The organism is Kitasatospora sp. NPDC004531, from assembly GCF_053602195.1.
Genome location: NZ_JBSGDD010000117.1, coordinates 1 through 18619, shown reverse-complemented (window position 1 = coordinate 18619; position 18619 = coordinate 1). Strand labels below are relative to the sequence as shown.

14 protein-coding genes are annotated in these 18619 nt (G+C 72.4%); 5 read left to right on the top strand and 9 right to left on the bottom strand.

Annotated elements, in window-relative coordinates:
- Positions 1-38: 38 nt before the first annotated feature.
- From ACWEMJ_RS30660 to ACWEMJ_RS30630, 7 genes are all read right to left on the bottom strand, one after another.
- On the bottom strand, positions 39-755 hold the full coding sequence (locus ACWEMJ_RS30660; protein WP_452140387.1) for an ABC transporter ATP-binding protein: 717 nt from the start codon (positions 753-755) through the stop codon (positions 39-41).
- Positions 752-1573, bottom strand: coding sequence for an ABC transporter ATP-binding protein (locus ACWEMJ_RS30655; protein WP_452140390.1), 822 nt, complete (start codon positions 1571-1573; stop codon positions 752-754). The genes ACWEMJ_RS30660 and ACWEMJ_RS30655 overlap by 4 nt, the downstream gene beginning before the upstream one ends.
- A gap of 5 nt (positions 1574-1578) precedes the next feature.
- Entirely contained in the window at positions 1579-3522 is a 1944-nt protein-coding gene (locus ACWEMJ_RS30650; RefSeq protein ID WP_452140389.1) for a branched-chain amino acid ABC transporter permease, read from the bottom strand.
- Positions 3523-3527: 5 nt separating this feature from the next.
- Positions 3528-4457 (bottom strand): branched-chain amino acid ABC transporter permease, encoded by a 930-nt coding sequence (locus ACWEMJ_RS30645; RefSeq protein ID WP_452140386.1) that lies wholly within the window; start codon positions 4455-4457, stop codon positions 3528-3530.
- An 86-nt stretch (positions 4458-4543) separates the two neighbouring features.
- Positions 4544-5773, bottom strand: a complete 1230-nt coding sequence (locus tag ACWEMJ_RS30640) for a branched-chain amino acid ABC transporter substrate-binding protein (RefSeq protein ID WP_452140385.1) — start codon at positions 5771-5773, stop codon at positions 4544-4546.
- Between the two features lie 290 nt (positions 5774-6063).
- Positions 6064-6726 carry a hypothetical protein gene (locus ACWEMJ_RS30635; RefSeq protein ID WP_452140384.1) on the bottom strand — a complete coding sequence of 221 codons (663 nt, stop codon included), beginning with the start codon at positions 6724-6726 and terminating at the stop codon, positions 6064-6066.
- A 100-nt stretch (positions 6727-6826) separates the two neighbouring features.
- Positions 6827-7279 carry a PaaI family thioesterase gene (locus tag ACWEMJ_RS30630; RefSeq protein WP_452140383.1) on the bottom strand — a complete coding sequence of 151 codons (453 nt, stop codon included), beginning with the start codon at positions 7277-7279 and terminating at the stop codon, positions 6827-6829.
- Between the two features lie 201 nt (positions 7280-7480).
- Between ACWEMJ_RS30630 and polA the strand changes: the two genes are divergently transcribed.
- The 4 genes from polA (at position 7481) to ACWEMJ_RS30610 (ending at position 11950) form a co-directional block, all read left to right on the top strand.
- Complete coding sequence (polA, locus tag ACWEMJ_RS30625; RefSeq protein WP_452140388.1) at positions 7481-10165, top strand: DNA polymerase I; 2685 nt, start codon at positions 7481-7483, stop codon at positions 10163-10165.
- A 42-nt stretch (positions 10166-10207) separates the two neighbouring features.
- The gene (locus ACWEMJ_RS30620) at positions 10208-10885 is read left to right on the top strand and encodes a GNAT family N-acetyltransferase (protein ID WP_452140382.1); all 678 of its coding nucleotides are present in this window, start codon (positions 10208-10210) and stop codon (positions 10883-10885) included.
- A gap of 57 nt (positions 10886-10942) precedes the next feature.
- Complete coding sequence (locus ACWEMJ_RS30615; RefSeq protein ID WP_452140381.1) at positions 10943-11542, top strand: GNAT family N-acetyltransferase; 600 nt, start codon at positions 10943-10945, stop codon at positions 11540-11542.
- Between the two features lie 66 nt (positions 11543-11608).
- Positions 11609-11950: a hypothetical protein gene (locus tag ACWEMJ_RS30610; protein ID WP_452140380.1), complete on the top strand. Its 342-nt coding sequence runs from the start codon at positions 11609-11611 to the stop codon at positions 11948-11950.
- A 7-nt stretch (positions 11951-11957) separates the two neighbouring features.
- Here the strand turns inward: ACWEMJ_RS30610 and hrpB are convergent, their stop codons facing one another.
- Positions 11958-14456 carry an ATP-dependent helicase HrpB gene (gene hrpB, locus ACWEMJ_RS30605; RefSeq protein ID WP_452140379.1) on the bottom strand — a complete coding sequence of 833 codons (2499 nt, stop codon included), beginning with the start codon at positions 14454-14456 and terminating at the stop codon, positions 11958-11960.
- Between the two features lie 2 nt (positions 14457-14458).
- On the bottom strand, positions 14459-15355 hold the full coding sequence (locus ACWEMJ_RS30600) for a class I SAM-dependent methyltransferase (RefSeq protein WP_452140378.1): 897 nt from the start codon (positions 15353-15355) through the stop codon (positions 14459-14461).
- Between the two features lie 585 nt (positions 15356-15940).
- On the opposite strand from ACWEMJ_RS30600, the gene rpsA reads away from it, so the two are divergent.
- Positions 15941-17431 (top strand): 30S ribosomal protein S1, encoded by a 1491-nt coding sequence (gene rpsA / locus ACWEMJ_RS30595; RefSeq protein ID WP_035861395.1) that lies wholly within the window; start codon positions 15941-15943, stop codon positions 17429-17431.
- Positions 17432-18619 lie beyond the last annotated feature (1188 nt).

Genomic DNA, 18619 nt, shown 5'->3' with positions numbered 1-18619 from the left:
GGACCTCCGACGGCGGCGGGCGCCGGCGCGCCGGCCGGTCAGTCCTCGCCCAGGTAGGCGCGGCGCACCGTGTCGTCGCGGAGCAGCTCCTCGCCGGTGCCGGAGAGGGTGATCTCGCCGGTGGTCATCACGTACGCGCGCTCCGAGAGCGAGAGCGCGGCCTGCGCGTTCTGCTCCACCAGCAGGATGGTGGTGCCGGAGGCGCGCAGTTCCACGATGGTCGCCATGATCTTCTGCATCATCAGCGGCGACAGCCCCATCGAGGGCTCGTCCAGCATCAGCAGCTTCGGGTTGGACATCAGCGCCCGCCCCATCGCCAGCATCTGCTGCTCGCCGCCGGAGAGGGTGCCCGCGGCCTGCCTGCGGCGTTCGCCGAGGATCGGGAACAGCGTGCAGGCCCGCTCCACGTCCCGGGCGATGCCCGCCTGGTCGCGGCGCAGGAACGCGCCCAGCAGCAGGTTCTCCTCGATGGTCATCCGGGGGAAGATGTGCCGGCCCTCGGGGGAGTGGGCCAGGCCCAGCGCGACGATCCGGTGCGCGGGCACCGCGTCGATCGGCTCGCCCTCGAACAGGATCCGGCCGGCGGTCGGCCGGAGCAGGCCGGACAGCGTGCGCAAGGTGGTGGTCTTGCCCGCGCCGTTGGTGCCGATCAGGGTGGTGACCTGCCCCTGTTCGACGGTGAAGCTGATGCCCTTGACGGCCTCGATCTTGCCGTAGGCGACGCGAAGGTCCTCGACCTCCAGCAGAGCGGTCACTGGTCGGCCTCCGTTGCGGTGGTGTCTTCGAGCGGGGTGCCGAGGTAGGCGCTGACCACCCGCTCGTCGTTCTGGACGGTCTCCCGGTCGCCCTCGACGATCTTCCGGCCCTGCACCAGCACCGCGGTGCGGTCGCACAGGTTGAAGATGAACTTCATGTCGTGCTCGATCACCAGCACCGCGATCCCGAGGTCGCGGATCGCGAACACCAGCTCCTCGGCGGCCCGGGTCTCCTGCGGGTTCATGCCGGCGGTCGGCTCGTCGAGCAGCAGCAGGCCGGGCTCGGAGGCCAGCGCCCGGGCGATCTCCAGCTTGCGCTGCTCGCCGTAGGGCAGGTTGCGGGCCAGGTGCTCGGACTTCGCGGCCAGGCCGCAGAACTCCAGCAGCTCCATGGCCCGTTCGCGGCTCTCGCGCTCGGCCCGCCGGTAGCCGGGCCCGCGCAGGATCGCCGAGAACAGGCCCTCCTTGGTGCGGGTGTGCCGGCCCACCAGGACGTTCTCCAGCACCGTCATGTTGGAGAACAGCCGGATGTTCTGGAAGGTCCGGGCGATGCCGGCCTCGGTGACCAGGTGCGGCTTGGGCGGCAGCACCCGGCCCTTGAAGGTGACGGTGCCCTCGGTGGGGACGTACAGCCCGGTCAGGCAGTTGAAGAAGGTGGTCTTGCCGGCGCCGTTCGGGCCGATCAGACCGACGATCTCGCCCTGCCGGACGGTCAGGTCCACCTCGTTGACGGCGGTCAGGCCGCCGAAGCGCATCACCACGCCGGAGGCTTCCAGGACGGGTGCGGCGAGCGGTGCGGGCGCGGTGTCGGTGGTCATGGTGCTCACGCCCCTGCCTTCGAGAGTGCGTCGTCCGGCGAGCCGCCCTGCGCGGGCAGTTCGGCCTCGTGGAACTCCAACTGCTGCCGCCGGTTGGGGATCAGGCCCTCCGGGCGGAAGCGCATCAGCAGGATCAGCGCGATGCCGAACGCCAACAGCTGGTAGGACTGCAGGAACTGGAGCTTCGCCGGGATCAGGAACAGCAGGGCCGCGCCCACCAGCGGTCCGGAGATGGTGCCCATGCCGCCGAGGATCACCGCGGCCAGCAGGAACGCCGAGTTCGGCGGGACCGGCCCGGCGAACTGGTACTGGTCGGGGGAGACCGCGCCGGACACGTGCGCCTGCACCGCGCCGGCCAGGCCGGCCAGGGTGGCGCCCAGCGCGAAGGCGATCAGCTTCACCCGGAAGCCGTTGATGCCCATCGCCTCGGCCGCCGTCTCGTCCTCGCGGATCGCCACCCAGGCGCGTCCGATCCGGGAGTTGGCGACCCGGCCGAAGACCAGCACCACGATTGCGGTGACCACCAGCATCAGCAGCAGGTAGTTGCCGAACTTGCCGAGCTGCACGAAGCCGAAGTCGTGCGGCTGCCCGAAGTCGAAGCCGAACAGGTTGACGTCCGGGATCGCCGGGATGCCGTTCGGGCCGTTGGTCAGCTTCGGGCCGGACTTGCCGTCCAGGTTGTTCATGGCGATCCGGAAGATCTCACCGAAGCCGAGCGTGACGATCGCCAGGTAGTCGCCGCGCAGCCGCAGCGTCGGGGCGCCGATCACCACGCCGAACACCAGCGCGGCCAGCGCGCCGATCAGCACCGCGACCGGGAACGGCACGTGCACCTGGAACACCGAGTACGGCGAGCCGGAGACCAGCGCGGCCGCGTAGGCGCCGACGCCGAGGAAGGCCACGTAGCCGAGGTCCAGCAGGCCGGCCAGGCCGACCACCACGTTCAGGCCGAGCGCCACCGTCGCGAAGATCAGGATGTTCGCGCCGATCAGCACGTAGGTCTCGTTGCTCTGGGTGAACGGGAACGCGCCTGCCGCGGCGAACGCCGCCCCGGTGGTCACCGCCCGGTGCCGGACGGTCAGTTCGCGCAGCCGGGCGACCGCTCCGGTGGCCAGCAGCGCGGCGGTGCCGAACACGGTCAGCAGCAGGAAGCCGATGAACAGCTCGCCGTACTCGGCGGAGATGCCGAACTCGACCACGGCCAGGCCGGTCGCGAACACGGCGGTGATCACCAGGATCTCCGCCCAGGACGGCAGCGCGCGGGCGGGCGGCAGCGGGCGCTCGATCCGGCCGATCCGCAGCCAGGCGTCCAGCAGCAGCCAGAGCCGGAAGCCGAGGATCACGGCGGGCACCGCGACGAAGAACCACAGGTTCTCGGTGAAGATCGGCCGGATTCCGCGCGGCACGGCGTTCAGTGCCCAGCCCGCGTCGAGGCCGAAGCGCAGCACCGCGGCGACGGCCGCCACCAGGTACCACCACCAGGCCACGGCGGGCTGCTTGACGGTGCGGCGGCGGTCCAGCGGCAGACCGAGCGCGCCGGCCACGGCGAGCAGCGAGCCGACCGCGGCGACCCAGCCGCCCGGGTCGAGGTTGACCAGGCCGTCGAGCTGGACGGCGATCGCGATCACCGAGTACCAGCACACCGCCAGGGTGCCGAGGGCGGCGAACAGCACGCCGTTGTTGCTGCCGGACGGGCTGAGCCAGCGCAGTCCGGGCAGCCCGCGGGCGGCCAGTGCCAGCAGCACGGTCAGCAGGCCGCCGGCCAGCGCCAGCCACTGCAGGCCGGCCGGGGAACCGTAGTAGGTGAGGTCGCCGGGGAAGGCGGCGGTCCAGGTCCAGGACATCGCCGCGGAAGCGGCGGCCAGGGCCCCGCCGGCCACCGTCGCGACCAGTGCGGCGGCGCCGGGAAGGGCCAGAACGGGCTTGGTCTCGTGGGTGGTTGCAGTCATGGTGGTCACGCCCGATCCGCTACGCGCTCGCCGAGCAGGCCCTGCGGCCTGACCAGCAGCACGACGATCAGCAGGACGAACGCCCAGACGTTGGCCCAGGCGCCGCCGCCGAGCTGGTGCATGCCGGGGACGTTCTGGATGTACGCGGTGGCGAGGGATTCGGCGATACCGAGGACCAGTCCGCCGAGCATCGCTCCGTAGATGTTGCCGATGCCGCCGAGCACGGCGGCGGTGAAGGCCTTCAGGCCGGCCAGGAAGCCCATCATGAAGTCGACCTGCCCGTAGCGCAGTCCGTGCGCCACGGCCGCGACGGCGGCGAAGGCCGCGCCGACCGCGAAGGCGATCACGATGATCCGGTCGGTGTTGATGCCCATCAGCTTCGCGGTGTCCGGGTCCTGCGCGGTGGCCTGCATGGCCCGGCCGGTGCGAGTGAAGCGCACGAAGGAGGCCAGCACCAGCATGCACAGCGGTGCGGCGGCCAGCAGGAACAGGTCGTTGCGCTGCAGGTGGAACGAGCCCAGGCCGATCGGGTCGCCCTGGAACTGCGGGAAGGTGAGGGCCTTCTTGGCGCCCGGGTAGAACGCCCAGACCACCTGCTGGAGGGCGATGGACAGGCCGATCGCGGTGATCAGCGGGGCCAGCCGGGGCGCGCCGCGCAGCGGGCGGTACGCGAAGCGCTCGGCGGCGGTGGCGGTGAGGACGGAGGCGATCACGCCGCCCAGCAGCATGACCGGCAGCGCCAGCCAGAGCGAGGTGCCGGAGGGCAGCGCGGCGAAGGCGGTCAGTGCCCCGAAGCCGCCGATCATGAAGATCTCGCCGTGGGCGAAGTTGATGAGTTGGACGATGCCGTAGACCATCGTGTACCCGATGGCGATCAGGCCGTACATCAGGCCGAGCATCAGCCCGTTGGCCAGATTTTGCGGCAGTTCGTGCACCGCGGGCCTCCGAGGATAGGGGGGTATGAGGAGGCGGGGGGCACTTGTGGCGCCCCCCGCCGGACTGCGGCCGGTGCAGGGAGAGGTCAGCCGTTGTAGGTGCCGCTCTTGACCGCCGACCAGTCGGGGCCCTTGACGGTGTAGACGGTGAGCTGCTTGTTGGTGGTGTCGCCGTACTGGTCGAAGGAGACCTGGCCGGTGACGCCGGAGAAGTTCACCTTGGACATCTCGGCCAGCACCTTGGCGCGCAGGTCGCTCGGCACCTTGCCGCCGTTGTGCTCGACGGCGGCCTTGACGGCCTCGATGATCGACCAGGCGGCGTCGTAGGAGTAGCCGCCGTAGACGGAGTACCCGTCCTTGTAGCCGGCCGCCGCGTAGTCGGAGACGTAGGCCTTGGCGGAGTCCAGCTTGTCCACCGGGACGCCGACCGAGGTGGCCAGGTCGCCCTCGCTGTTGTTGTTGGAGAGCTTGACGAACTCGGCGTCGACCAGGCCGTCGCCGCCCATGATCGGGATCTTCGCGCCGGCCTTCTTGATCTGGTCGGAGAGCGGGCCGCCCTCCGGGTACTCGCCGCCGTAGTAGACCGCCTCGGCGCCGGAGGAGGCGACCTTGGTGGCGACCGCGGAGAAGTCCTTGTCGTCCGGGCTGACGTGGTCGGAGCCGACCACGGTGCCGCCGAGCCGCTTGAACTCCTCCTGGAAGATGGCGGCCAGGCCCGCGCCGTAGGTCTTCTTGTCGTCGAGGACGAAGACCTTGGTCTTCTTCGCGTCGTTGTACAGGTACTGGGCGGCGAACCGGCCCTGCACGATGTCGGTGGTGGCGGTGCGGAAGTACGTGGCGTACTGGCGGTCGTACTTGCCGCTGGCCCACTGCGGGCCGAGGGACAGGTCGGGGGTGGTGTTGGCGGGGGAGACCTGGGTCAGCTTGCCGTCGTTGAAGATCTTCTGCATGGTGATCGACACGCTGGAGTTCAGCGGGCCGACCACGCCGACGACGTCCTTCATGGCGACCAGGGCGGTGGCGTTCTGGCCGCCGGAGTTCGGGTTGGCCTGGTCGTCCTTGGCCTCGATGGCGAAGGTGACGCCCGGGACCAGGTTGTCCTTGTTGGCCTTCTTGGTGGCCAGGTCCGCGGAGTTCTTGATGCCCAGGCCCAGGGCGGACAGCTTGCCGCTGAGCGGGGCGTCCACACCGATGACCACCTTGGTGGTGCCGCCGGCGTTCTCCCCGCCGGCCTTGCCACCGCGCGAGCCGCAGGCCGACAGGGTGAGCGCTCCGGTAACTGCAATGGTCACGACAAGAAGTGAGCTCTTTCGCACGACTCGGGTCTCCTTCTGCACTGGAAGACACGCGCACAGGGCTGGCGGTGCCGGAACGCGTCGACCGAGCCCGAAAATCGGACAGGCGGTGACTGGGCGTGACTCTAGACCGGGTGCGGCGGCTGGGGCAGAGGGGCGAGAGAGGCTGTGATTCTCTTGTTATGACCACGCCGGAAGTTGATCTCAGAGCTTGGTCGAAAAACCCCAGGTGGAGCCGCCGATTCCGGCGGCCACCGGGTGAGAGGAATGCTTGAGGTTCTCAACTCCCTGGTCACGCTTGACATTTCCGCTCAGCGGACAGGTTTGTCCGGTGCGGTCGAGCTGGTCGTCGGCGTCCGATTATCGGGTCCGTCGCAGATGGTGTGCAGGGCCTTGGACAGGTCGTGGGCGTACCCGTCGCCCAGGATCTGGCTCACCGTCTCCAGGGCGCGCGAGTTACGCAGCGTGACATCGAGCGAGGGCTGGGCGGCGTCCGCCGGGGCCGCCGAGCAGTCCGTCACCCGCAGGCCGACCCGCAGCGAGACGCTCCGGCCCGGCGGCACCGTCTGCGGCAGCCAGCCCGACACCACCACCAGCAGGCCGCGGTACCCCTGGCCCACCCCCAGGACGTCCACCGGGACCGGGCCGGAGTTGTACACCGTCAGCGACAGCGCGAAGGAGTCCTGGTCGATCGGCAGCGGGCCGCCGTAGCCGAACCGGGTGGACTGCGAAGGAAAGGGGGAAAGCGCCTGCGGCGGAGGGGAGTTGGCCGCGGCCTCGGTGCGGTCCAGCGCGTGACGGACCGTCAGCAGCAGGGCCAGCGCCAGCAGGACGAGCAGCAGCAGCGCCTTCACCCGCCGGCTCAGCAGGCGCGGCGGATCCTCGGCGTGCGGCCTCAGTTGCGTCCAGGTGCCCTCGCCCGGCTCCACCGGGCCGAGGAATCCCCCTGGCCCGCCCGGCGGTTCTGCGGACATGGCGGCGCCCCCTCGTCCAGCCGAGGGTGCCCCTGTCGGGGATCGGCCAAACCCAGGGGGCGCGTGGGGAGTTGAGGGATTCCGGGGCCCTCGCGGAGCGCTACAGGTCGCGCAGCATGCAGGTCAGCCGGCAGCTGGTGATCCGGCGCCCGGTGTCGTCCGTCACCGCGATCTCGTAGGTTGCCGCGGTGCGTCCCTTGAACACCGCCGTGGCCACGCCCGTCACCAGGCCGGAGGTCGCCGAGCGGTGGTGGGTGGCGTTCAGGTCCACGCCCACCGCGTAGCGGCCCGGGCCGGCGTGCAGCATCGCGCCGATCGAGCCCAGCGTCTCCGCCAGCGCGGCCGACGCCCCGCCGTGCAGCAGCCCGTACGGCTGCTGGTTGCCCTCCACCGGCATGGTGCCCACCACCCGGTCCGCGGAGGCCTCGACGATGGCGATGCCCAGCTTCTCGCCCAGGTGGCCGCCCGAGAAGGTCTCCGGATTCACCCCCAGCTTGGCGAAGTGGTCCAGCACGTCCTGGGGCACTTTCAGTACGGGCGCCGCGTCGGTCATGGTGCTCCTGTTCGGGGTTCACATGGTGGGGCGGGTCGATCGTACGACTGTCTACCCGTCGGTAGGGAGGTGCTCCGCGCCGCACCCGGAGATGTCGTCCCCGGGCCATAGGATCGGGGACGGCAGTGCAATCCGGCAGGAACAGGACGTGACGTGGCGACACAGGGTGCGAGCAAGAGTGCGGCCAAGCGGCCCCGGCTGATGCTGCTGGACGGGCATTCGATGGCCTACCGGGCCTTCTTCGCCCTGCCGGTGGAGAACTTCTCCACCACCACCGGCCAGCACACCAACGCGGTCTACGGGTTCACCTCGATGCTGGTCAACACCGTCCGGGACGAAGCGCCCACGCACCTCGCGGTCGCCTTCGACCTCTCCCGGCAGACCTTCCGCGCCGCCGAGTTCCCCGACTACAAGGCCAACCGCGCCAAGACGCCCGACGAGTTCCGCAGCCAGATCCCGCTGATCGGCGAACTCCTCGACGCCATGCGGATCCCCCGGATCACCGCCGAGGGCTTCGAGGCCGACGACATCATCGCCACCCTCGCCACCGCCGCCGCGGCCGAGGGCTTCGAGGTCCTCGTCGTCACCGGAGACCGGGATTCGCTGCAACTGGTCAACGAGCACGTCACCGTGCTCTACCCGACCAAGGGCGTCTCGGAGATGAAGCGCTACACGCCCGAGGCGGTCGCCGAGAAGTACGGCGTGCGGCCCGACCAGTACCCCGACCTCGCCGCGCTGCGCGGAGACCCGTCCGACAACCTGCCCGGCATCCCCGGCGTCGGCGAGAAGACCGCCGCGAAGTGGGTCAACCAGTTCGGCTCCTTCGAGGAGTTGATCAACCGGGCCGACGAGGTCAAGGGCAAGATCGGCGAGAAGCTGCGCGAGCACCTCGACTCGGTCAAGCGCAACCGGATCCTCACCGAACTCGTCCGGGACGTCGAACTCCCGCTCGGCGTGCCGGAGTTGGAGCGCACGCCGTTCGACCGGGAGGAAATCGCCCGGCTGATGGAGGCGCTGGAGTTCCGCAACCCCAACTTCCGCGACCGGGTGGCCGGCATCGACCCGGCCGGCGCCGAGACCGCCGCCGCCGAGATGCCCACCGGCCCCGCCGTCGAGGGCGACCTGCTCACCGTCCCCGGCGCGCTCACCGCCTGGCTGGAGGAGCACACCGCCGGCGGCGAACGCACCGCGCTCGCCGCCGACTACGAGTGGGCGCTCGGCAGCGGCCGGGTCCAGCAGGTCGCCCTCGCCACCGCGAGCGCCGCCGCCTGGTTCGACCCCGCCGCGCTGGAGGAGGACGACGACCGCGCCTTCACCGCCTGGCTCGCCGACCCCGCGCGCCCCAAGGCCCTGCACATCGCCAAGCAGGTGATGCGCGCCTTCGCCGAACAGGGCTGGCAGTTCGCCGGCGTCAGCGCCGACACCGCGCTCGCCGCCTACCTGGAGAAGCCCGGCCGCCGCACCTTCACCCTCGACGTCCTCGCCGAGGAGTACCTGGCCCGCTCCCTCGCCCCCGCCGCCGCGCAGGCCGAGACCGGCCAACTCACCTTCGACGCCGACGAACCCGACCCGACGGCCGGCGCCCAGGCCCTGATGACCCAGGCCCGCGCCGTCCACGACCTCGCCGAACTCTTCGACACCCGGCTCGCCGAAGTCGGCGCCGACAAGCTGTTCCACGACATGGAACTGCCCATCGCCGCGCTGCTCGCCCGCATGGAGCGCTACGGCATCGCCGCCGACCGCGCCTGGCTGCAGGGCCTGGAGGCGCAGTTCGCCGCCGAGATCCAGCGCTGCGTCGAGGAGGCGCACGCCGCCGCCGGCCGCGAGTTCAACCTCGGCTCGCCCAAGCAGCTCCAGGAGATCCTGTTCGGAGACCTCGGCCTGCCCAAGACCAAGAAGATCAAGACCGGCTACACCACCGACGCCGACGCCCTCACCTGGCTCGCCACCCAGACCGACAACGAACTGCCGGTCATCCTGCTCCGCCACCGCGACCAGGCCAAGCTGCGCACCACCGTCGAGGGCCTGCTCAAGACCGTCTCGCCGCAGGGCCGCATCCACACCACCTTCAACCAGATGGTCGCCGCCACCGGCCGCCTCTCCTCCCAGGACCCGAACCTCCAGAACATCCCGGTCCGCACCGAGGAGGGCCGCGCCATCCGCCGCGCCTTCGTGGTCGGCGAAGGCTACGAGTCGCTGCTCACCGCCGACTACTCGCAGATCGAACTGCGCATCATGGCGCACCTCTCCGAGGACGAGGCCCTCATCGAGGCCTTCGCCTCCGGCGAGGACCTGCACACCACCGTCGCCTCCCAGGTCTTCTCGGTCGCCCCCGACGCCGTCGACGCCGAGATGCGCCGCAAGATCAAGGCGATGTCCTACGGCCTCGCCTACGGCCTCTCCGCGTACGGCCTCTCCCAGCAGCTCGGCATCAAGCCCGCCGAGGCCCAGGGCCTGATGGACACCTACTTCGAACGCTTCGGCGGCGTCCGCGACTACCTGCACAACGTCGTCGAGGAGGCCCGCGCCGTCGGCTACACCGAGACCCTGCTCGGCCGCCGCCGCTACCTCCCCGACCTCACCAGCGACAACCGCCAGCGGCGCGAGATGGCCGAACGCATGGCCCTCAACGCCCCGATCCAGGGCTCCGCCGCCGACATCGTCAAGATCGCCATGCTCCGCGTGGACGACGCCCTGCGCGCCGCCGGCCTCACGTCCCGGATGCTGCTCCAGGTCCACGACGAAATCGTCCTCGAACTCGCCCCCGGCGAACGCGCCCAGGTGGAGGCCCTGGTTCGCGACCAGATGGCCGCCGCCTACCCGCTCCGCGCGCCCCTCGACGTCTCCGTCGGCGTCGGCCCCGACTGGGAGGCGGCCGCGCACTGAAACCCCTTGCGGGCGTTCGGCCGCGCCTTCGAGACTGGCCGGATGACCGAACCCCGCACCCCCTTCGCCCACCCGCCCACGCTGGTGGGCGACCAGGTCCTCCTGCGGCCCGCCCGGCCGCAGGAGGACGCGCAGGCCGACCGGCTGGACCTGACCGTCGTCGACAGGTCCACCGGCCGCGACGCCGGCGAGATCGGCCTCGACGAGTGGGACGAAGCCAACTCCTCCTGCCGCCTCGGCCTCGGCCTCGCCCCCGGCGACGGCGGGGCGCTGGACGCCGAGGCCGTCCGCCTGCTCACCGACCACGCCTTCCGCGTCCTCGGCCTGCACCGGGTCTCCACCTCCGTCCACCGCCACGACGGCCGGGGTCAACGCGCCTGCCAGGAGGCCGGGTTCAGGGTCGAGGGGGTTCGGCGACAGGCCGTGCGGCACAAGGGCCGGTGGAGCGACGTCGTCGAGCTCGCGGCCCTCGCGGAGGACTGGGGCCACGAACTGCCGTCCGGCCCGGAGCCCGCGCCCACCGGCGTCCTGGAGGACGACCCCGGGCGCCGACTGACCGACGCCGAGTGGACCCGGCTGCGCGACTACCTGCGCCGCTACGTCCAGCACGAGCTCGACCAGTGGGACCTCTGGCGGATCGACACGCCCTACGGGCCGGTCGCCGTGACGCTCAGCAACTCCTTCCCGGAGGGCGACCCCGGGCCGTGGCGCCCCGTCTGACCTCCCCGGTGCCTAATTCGTTTGCGGTGGTTCGTCCGGGGCTCGGAGACTGGCGGGATGACTGATCAACTTGCCGTTCCCGCTGCCACGTTCGCCGACAAGCCGACGCTGGAGGGGGAGCGGATCGTTCTTCGGCCGGTGCGGGCGGAGGAGGACCTGCCGATGCTGCGGGTGATGCTGAACGACCCGGAGGTCCTCAAGTACACGTCGAGCGAGTACACGCCCGTCGCGCCCGAGTGGGACGAGGCGATGGAGAAGCACGTCGTCGAGTGGTACTCCACGCGCAACGAGCAGACCGACCGGCTGGACCTGATCATCGTCGACCGGGCGACCGGTCGCGGCGTCGGCGAGGTGGTGCTCAACGAGTGGAGCGAAGCCAACCGCTCGTGCAACCTGCGGATCTGCATCGGGCCGGACGGGCGGGACCGGGGGTTCGGCACCGAGGCGGTCCGGATGACCACCGACCACGCGATCCGCGTGCTCGGGCTGAACCGGGTCTCGCTGGGGGTGTACGGCTTCAACGCGCGGGGCCAACGGGCCTACGAGAAGGCCGGGTTCAAGGTGGAGGGGGTCCGCCGCCAGGTGCTGCGCTGGGGCGACGAGTGGATCGACGACATCGACATGGCGGTCCTCGCGGAGGAGTGGGAGCAGGGCTGAGGCACACTCTCTGCACAAGGGTTCGAGAGACGGGGGACGACGATGCGGCGGAGCGGAAGAAGACGGGTGGCGGTCGTGCTGGCCATGGCGGCGGTGGTGCTCGGCGGTACGGCGTGCGCGGCCGACCGGAAGCCCACCCGGCAGCCGGTGCGGCAGCCCGCCGCACCGCAGACCGTCCCGACCGCGAGCGCGCCCTCGCCCGTCGGCACCCCGTCCTTCGCCTATTCGCCGAGCCCGAGCGCGTCCGCGGTGTTCACGACGGCCCCCGCCGCGCCGAGGGCGACGCAGACGCCGACGGTCCACCCGCCCACCGTCACCGTGACGCCGGACACGCACGCGGACGACGGCAACCACGGCCCGACGAGGCGGAGCACCCGGCCCGGCGGCCCGACCAGGCGCTCGCGCTGACGGCACGTCACTTGCGCGGGTTCGTCCGCCGGGTGGCTTCGGCCGCGGTCGGGTCCTCCGGCCACGGGTGGCGGGGGTAGCGGCCGCGCAGCTCGGCACGGACGGCGCGGTAGCCCTCGCGCCAGAACGCGGCCAGGTCGCCGGTGACGGCGGCCGGCCGCCCGGCGGGCGACAGCAGGTGGACGGTGAGCGGGGCCCGGCCGTCGGCGAGGGCCGGGGCCGCGTCCCACCCGAACAGCTCCTGGAGCTTGACGGCGAGGACCGGGCGCTCGCCCGCGTAGTCGACCCGGACCCGGCTGCCGCTGGGCACCGTGATCCGCTCGGGGGCGAGCTCGTCCAGCCGCCCGGCCTGACCGCTCGCCCACGGCAGCAGGCGCTGCAACGCGGCGGCGGTGTCGATCCGCTCCAGGTCGGCACGGCGGCGGGCCCGGGAGAGCTCCGGCTCCAGCCACTGGTCGGCGGCGGTCAGCAGCGCGGCGTCGCCCACGTCCGGCCACACCCCGCCGAGGGTGCGGTGCAGGAACGCCAGGCGCTCGCGCAGCCCCGCCGCGGCCGGCGGCCAGGACAGCAGGGCCGAGACGCCCTCCCGTTCGAGCCCGGTCAGCAGCGCCGCCCGCACCAGCGCCGGATCGGGCGCGGCCAGCGGCGCGGCGGCGAGCTCGATCGCGCCGAGGGTCTCCACCCGGCGCGCCGTCACCTCGCGCTGCCGGGCCGACCAGCCGACCTCCTCCCGCCCGTCCAGCAGCGGCCCGCCCGCCCGGCGGGCCGTCGCCTCGTCGATCGCCACCGCCCGCAGCACCCGCGCCGACGGCGACCCGGCGGGCCGGTCCGCCACCGCGATCGCCAGCCACCCGCCGGTCGGCAGCCGCGAGCCGGCCTGGAGCTGCGCGGCCGTGCCGGACGCCATCAGGTACGCGCCCTCGCCGCCCTCCCGGGCCCGGGCCAGCCGCTCCGGGTACGCCAGGCCGACCACCAGCCCGGCCGCCGCCGGGTCCGCGAGCCCGTCCGGCGCGCGCCCGACCTGCTGCTCCAGACGGCGGGTCTCGTCCTTCCAACGGCGTGCGTACGGGTCCTGCGCGTGCTTGACGGTGCGCCAGATCTGGGCCAGGTCGTCGCCGAGGGCGCGCGGCGGCTCCTCCGACAGCAGCGCGACCAGCTCGGCGGCGCGCCGCGAGCCCACCGCCGGGGCGCCGTCCAGCAGCGCGCGGGCCAGCCGGGGGTGCAGGCCGGTGCGGGCGATCGCCCGGCCGCGGTCGGTGGGGCGGCCGTCGGCGTCCACCGCGTCCAGGGCGCGCAGCGTGCCGCGGGCGGCGGCCATCGCCCCGGCCGGCGGCGGGTCGGGGAGGGTGAGGCCGGCGGCGTCCGGGTCGCCCCAGCAGGCAGCCTGGAGTGCGAACGAGGTCAGGTCGGCGAGCGCGATCTCGGGCGTCGGGAAGCGCGCCGCGCGGGCGTCCTCCACCTCCGCCCAGCACCGGTACACCGTGCCCGGGGCCTCGCGGCCCGCCCGGCCGGCCCGCTGCCGGGCGGCGGCCAGCGAGGTGCGGACGGTGACCAGCCCGGACAGGCCGCGGGCGTGGTCGGTGCGCGGCTCCCGGGTCAGCCCCGAGTCGACCACCACCCGCACGCCCGGCACCGTCAGCGAGGACTCGGCGACCGAGGTGGCCAGCACCACCCGCCGCCGCTCGCCGGGGCTCAACGCCGCGTCCTGCACCGCCTGCGGCGCCTGCCCGTGCAGCTGGAGCACCTCGACGCCGTCCAACTGCCCTGCCACCCGGGCGATTTCGCCCACGCCCGGCAGGAAGCACAGCACGTCGCCGGCCCGCTCGGCGAGCGCCCGGCGGACCGTCGCCGCGACGTGCGCGAGCAGCGCCGGATCGACCTTCGTCCCGTGCGGCGGGCGGACCGCGCCGGGCGGCGGCGCCCACACCGTCTCGACCGGGTGCGAGACCCCCTCGGCGGCCACCACCGGTGCGCCGCCCAGCAGTTCGGCCCAGGCGTCGGTGTCTGCGGTGGCCGAGGCCAGCAGCAGCCGCAGCTCCGGGCGCAGCGCCGCCCGGACGTCCAACAGGAACGCCAGCGCGGTGTCCGCGTCCAGGTGCCGCTCGTGGCACTCGTCCAGGACGACGGTGTCCACCCCCGGCAGCTCGGGGTCGCGCTGCAGGCGTTGCAGCAGCACGCCGGTGGTGACCACCTCGACCCGGGTGTCCGGGCCCACCCGGCGCTCGCCGCGCACCGTGAACCCGACCCGGCCGCCGACCTGCTCGCCCAGCAGCCAGGCCATCCGCCGGGCCGCCGCCCGCACCGCCAGCCGGCGCGGCTCCGCGACCAGCACCCGGCGCGGCGGGCCCGGGAACTCGTCGAGCAGACCCGCCAGCGCCAGCGGCACCAGCGTGGTCTTGCCGGTGCCGGGAGGCGCGGACAGCACCGCCGCGCCGCGCTCCTCCAGCGCCGCCGCGAGCGGTGACAGCGCGGTGCGGACGGGCAGTTCGAGCCCCCCGGTGCGCACCGTCAGCCGTTCCGGCGGGCGACGAAGATCGCCGTGCCGGGGATGTGCCGGCCGCGCAGCGGGCTCCAGCCGCCCCACTCCTGCTCCAGCTCCTCCGGCCACTCCGGCTCGATCAGGTCCACCAGCGTGAACCCGGCCCCGACCAGCTCCCGCACCCGGTCGCCCAGCGTCCGGTGGTGCTCGACGTAGGTCGCCACGCCCTGCTCGTCCTGCTCCACGTACGGCGTCCGGTCGAAGTAGGAGGAGGACGCCGTCAGGCCCTCCTCGCCCGGCTCGTCCGGGAACGCCCAGCGGATCGGGTGCGTCACCGAGAACACCCACCGCCCGCCGGGCCGCAGCACCCGGTGCACCTCGCGCATCAGCCGCGCCGTGTCCGCGCTGAACGGCACCGCGCCGTACGCCGAGCACGCGTGGTCGAACGAGCCGTCCGCGAACGGCAGCACCGCGCCGTCCGCCTGCACCACCGCGACCGGCTCCAGGCCGCGGCCCAGGTCGATCCGGCGCGAGTGCTGCAACTGCCGGTAGGAGATGTCCAGCGCCACCGGCCGCGCCCCCTGCGCCGCCAGCCAGCGCGAGCACTGGGCCGCGCCCGAGCCGATCTCCAGCACGTCCGCGCCCTTCAGCGACGCCGGATCGCCGAGCAGCCGCACCTCGGCCTCGTCCACGCCCTCCGGGCACCAGGTGAAGCGGTCGTCGCCGAGGAACTCGCCGTGCTCGTCCTGGTAGTCGTCCGCGTTCCGGTCCCACCAGTGCCGGCTGGCCCGGCTGGACTCCGCCTCCCCGGCCTCCCGCCGCAGCGCCTCGTCGCCGTCCTCGTCGTCCTGGCCGGCGTCGGCGCGGTAGGCGCTGGGGACGTCGTACTCGGCGGGGTCGTAGTCGCGGGGCATTGAATCCGTCATCTGGAATCTCCGGTGATGCCCCGGGGCTGGCCGGGGAGGCTGATCGGCTGGGAGCCGCTGAGCGGCGTAGTGATCCTCCCAGGTTCGCGCGGCGGGTGCGGTCGGCGGCCCGGGGGCGGCAGCTGGCCGGTGGCGCCGGGAGCGAGCCCCCGGCGCGGGCCCGGGGAGGACGTCAAGTAAGGTATGGGATGCGGAAGCGCCACTGCCGCGGAGCCGGTCCCCAGCGGGCCGGGTCGGGCCGTGGCATCCGGGGTAGGGCCGGTGTTCGAGCCGCCGCGAGGTGTGTCTTCGGCGAATATGGCCTGATCCGTCCCGGCCTCTACCGGTCTCGCCGCCTTCGGCATTGACCGTGTCCGGGTGTCCCCGTATGCTACAAGTTGCGCTGCGGGCCTGCGCGCCTCGGACGGAGCAGGTCGCGCTCGCATCTGTCGAAGACCCCACGGTCGTCAGACGGACATCGGGATTCCGGATGCCGGAATCATTTCGATGGCCGTTTTCTGGCCTGTACGGCTTTCGGTGGGAGCGATCAGGGCCCTCCGCGTGGCATTACTACGACTTCATGTCCGTACCGGAGCCCTTTTCCTAATGACGAGCCCCACCGACACCTCTGTCAGCACCACCCCGCAGGTTGCGGTCAACGACATCGGCGACGCGGACGCGTTCCTCGCCGCGATCGACGAGACCATCAAGTACTTCAACGACGGCGACATCGTTGAGGGCGTCATCGTGAAGGTCGACCGTGACGAGGTGCTCCTCGACATCGGTTACAAGACCGAGGGTGTCATCCCGTCCCGTGAGCTCTCGATCAAGCACGACGTCGACCCCCACGAGGTTGTCGCGGTCGGCGACAACATCGAGGCCCTGGTTCTCCAGAAGGAGGACAAGGAGGGTCGCCTGATCCTGTCCAAGAAGCGCGCCCAGTACGAGCGCGCCTGGGGCACGATCGAGAAGATCAAGGAAGAGGACGGCATCGTCACCGGTACCGTCATCGAGGTCGTCAAGGGTGGTCTCATCCTCGACATCGGCCTCCGCGGCTTCCTCCCGGCCTCGCTGGTCGAGATGCGTCGCGTCCGCGACCTCCAGCCCTACGTGGGCAAGGAGCTCGAGGCGAAGATCATCGAGCTGGACAAGAACCGCAACAACGTGGTCCTGTCCCGCCGTGCCTGGCTGGAGCAGACCCAGAGCGAGGTCCGCCAGACCTTCCTCACCACCCTGCAGAAGGGCCAGGTCCGCTCCGGCGTCGTCTCCTCGATCGTCAACTTCGGTGCGTTCGTGGACCTCGGCGGCGTCGACGGTCTGGTGCACGTCTCCGAGCTGTCCTGGAAGCACATCGACCACCCGAACGAGGTTGTCGAGGTCGGCCAGGAGGTCACCGTCGAGGTTCTCGACGTCGACATGGACCGCGAGCGTGTCTCCCTGTCGCTGAAGGCGACCCAGGAGGACCCGTGGCAGCAGTTCGCCCGTACGCACCAGATCTCGCAGGTCGTGCCGGGTAAGGTCACCAAGCTGGTTCCGTTCGGTGCGTTCGTCCGCGTGGACGAGGGCATCGAGGGCCTGGTCCACATCTCCGAGCTGGCCGAGCGCCACGTCGAGATCCCGGAGCAGGTCGTCCAGGTCGGCGACGAGATCTTCGTCAAGGTCATCGACATCGACCTCGAGCGTCGCCGCATCAGCCTCTCGCTGAAGCAGGCCAACGAGTCCCTCGGTGCCGACCCGGCGTCGGTCGAGTTCGACCCGACCCTGTACGGCATGGCTGCCTCGTACGACGACCAGGGCAACTACATCTACCCGGAGGGCTTCGACCCCGAGGCGAACGACTGGCTGCCCGGCTTCGAGAAGCAGCGCGAGGAGTGGGAGCGGCAGTACGCCGAGGCCCAGGCCCGCTTCGAGCAGCACCAGGCCCAGGTCATCAAGTCCCGCGAGGCCGACGCGGCTGCCGCCGCCGAGGCCGGCGAGGAGGCCCCGGTCTCCGGTGGCGGCTCGTACTCCTCCAGCAGCGACGAGGGCTCCGGCGCGCTCGCCTCGGACGAGGCCCTGGCCGCGCTCCGCGAGAAGCTGGCCGGTGGCCAGAGCTGAAGCGCTCTCGCTTCTGAGTAGCTGACTCAACGGGGACCCCCTGTCCAGGCTTGCCTGGGCGGGGGGTTCCTGTTTGTTGGGGGTGCGGCGGGGGTGCTGTTTTGCCGCCCACCCACCCACCCGAGCACCCACCAGTGGAGGGTGCGGCCGGGGGCTGCGCGTGGGGGCTTGCTGTCCGCAGCGCCCACCCGCCCGCCAGCGGAGGGTGCGGCCGGGGGCTGGGCGGTTGTGCTGCGCGTGGGGGGCTTGCTGTTGGCAGCGCCCACCCGCCCGCCCGAGCACCCGCCAGCGGAGGGTGCGGTGGCGGGGGCTGGGCGGTTGTGCTGCGCGTGGGGGGCTTGCTGTTGGCAGCGCCCGCCCACCCGCCCGAGCACCCGCCAGCGGAGGGTGCGGCCGGGGGCTGGGCGGTTGCGCTGCGCGTGGTGCCGCGCGGTGTGTCGGCAGTCGGCGTGCCCGCGTGCAACGCACCGCCGGCCCTCTCCCGCCGTGTGCAGCACGTCCTGCCCCGACCCTGCCGCGCGTAGCGCGTTTCGCGGGTGGGTGGGCGCTGGCAGCGGTCGGCCCGCCCCCACGAAGCGCCGCACACCGTTCCGCTCGCCGCCGTGCACTGCGTCGCTGTCCGCCTGCCGCGCAGCGCTCCTCTCTGCCCGCCGCACCGCGCAGCGCTCCGCTCACCGCCCGTCGCGCTGCGCGTTTCGCGGGTGGGTGCTCGGGTGGGTGGGTGGGCGCTGCCAACAGCAAGCCCCCACGATGCGCCGCGCTCCGCTTGGCACCGTGCCGTGCACCGTAGCGCTTGTCGCGCCGCACTCCGCCTCCCTTTCCGCCTGCCGCACCGCGCAGCGCACCGCTCGGCTCGCCGCCCGTTGCGCAGTGCGTTTCGCGGGTGGGTGCTCGGGTGGGTGGGTGGGCGCTGCCAACAGCAAGCCCCCACGATGCGCCGCGCACCGCTCCGCTTGGCACCGTGCCGTGCACCGTAGCGCTTGTCGTGCCGCGCTCCGCCTCCCTCTCCGCCTGCCGCGCAGCGCACCGCTCCGCTCTCCGCCTGCCGCGCCGTGCTCTGCCTCCCTCTCCGCCTGCCGCACCGCGCAGCGCACCGTTCGGCTCGCCGCCCGTTGCGCAGTGCGTTTCGCGGGTGGGTGCTCGGGTGGGTGGGTGGGCGCTGCCAACAGGCTCAAGCACGCCCGAGCC